Annotated in this window: 1 protein-coding gene; it reads right to left on the bottom strand. The window is 31.8% G+C overall.

The window, feature by feature from the left end:
- Window positions 1-94: 94 nt before the first annotated feature.
- Window positions 95-265 carry a hypothetical protein gene (locus VE128_00020; protein HZD83945.1) on the bottom strand — a complete coding sequence of 57 codons (171 nt, stop codon included), beginning with the start codon at window positions 263-265 and terminating at the stop codon, window positions 95-97.
- Window positions 266-1600 lie beyond the last annotated feature (1335 nt).

Raw genomic sequence — 1600 nt, 5'->3', positions numbered from 1 at the left:
TTGACATTTGTCATAATTCCAAAAATTGAGATTATTTGTCAATTCAAACACTGTCATTTTTCTGTCAATTCAAAAATTGACTGTCATTTTTCTGTCAATTCAAAAATTGGCATTTTTTTGTTAATTCCAAAAATTGGTATTTTTTTGCCAATTCAAACATTGTAATTTTTCTGTCAATTCCAAAAATTGGAATTTTTGTCAATTCCAAAAATTGATTTTTTTTTTGTTGATTCCAAAAATTGGCATTTTTTGTCAATTCAAACATTTGTCATTTTTCTGTCGATTCTAGGATTGTCATTTTTTTGTCAATTTTAAAAATTGATATTTATCATAATTCCAAAAATTGAGATTTTTTGTCAATTCAAACACTGTCATTTTTCTGTCAATTCAAAAATTGTCATTTTTTTGGTGATTCCAAAAATTGGTATTTTTTTGTCAATTCAAACATTGTAATTTTTCTGTCAATTCTAGGATTGTCATTTTTAAAAATTGACAATTGTTATCAATCAATTCCAAAAATTGGCATTTTTGTCAATTCCAAAAATTTACATTTTTGTCAATTCCAAAAATTTACGTTTTTTGTGAATTCAGACATTGACGTTTAACTTATCTGTCAATTCTAGGATTGTCATTTGTTTGTGAATTTTAAAACTTGACATTTGTAATAATTCCAAAAATTGTGATTTTTTTTTGTCAATTCAAACACTATCATTTTTCTGTCAATTCAAAAATTGGCATTTTTTTGTTCATTCCAAAAATTGGATTTTTTTTGTTAATTCAAACATTGTAATTTTTCTGTCAATTCCAAAAATTGGCATTTTTCAGTCAATTCTAGAATTGAAGAGTTCTATTCCAAAGTGGACTAACTGCAAAATTCTCGTTTCGAGTAAATAAAAAAAAACTGTCTCCACTCGAGGGGGGGCACCAAATATGTATTATGATGGGTGGGTTGTGTAGCTTGAAAAATTTGGAGTAAGATTCATTTTTTGTTCGTGACAAATATCCCCCCTCCTGGGCTACAGAGCGTGATAAAGAGTAAAAAACGACGCAGTTAGTCCACTTTGGAATTATATATGATTTTTTTACGAGCGGAAAACAGCGCTCCCGCGCGGAAAAAACGCGCCTGGTGGTTGCAACTGGTCAGTATCGATGGGGAGTGGGGTCGACTACCAGATGGCAGCACTAACTCGAAAAATCATAATTTTGTAGTTAGGTCACTTTGGAAAAGAGCTTTTTAACCGTTTTTTGTCCAAATTAGTAATAATAATTCACATTTAGTAATAATAATTGACAAAATTAACGAAGTCGCCGTATCTAGCCACGAGATTGCATCATTGCAACATTCATGCAAGGTAACAATTCATAGGGTCACTTTGGAAAAAATATATGATTTTTTACGCGCGTAAAACAGCGCTCCCGCGCGGAAAAAACGCGTCTGGTGGTCTGGTGGTTGAAACCGGTCAATTTCGATAAGGAGTGGGATCGACCACCAGATGGCAGCACTAACTCAAAAATCATAATTTTGCAGTTAGGTCACTTTGAAAACAAGATCTTCAACTTATCGTAGACCATCAAATTAGGGAAAATTGGGGGAATTTTT

The sequence above is a fragment of the Candidatus Angelobacter sp. genome (assembly GCA_035643775.1).
In the GTDB taxonomy this organism is placed as follows: domain Bacteria; phylum Bacteroidota; class Bacteroidia; order Flavobacteriales; family Blattabacteriaceae; genus DASQPV01.
This window is presented reverse-complemented; position numbering and strand designations above follow the sequence as displayed.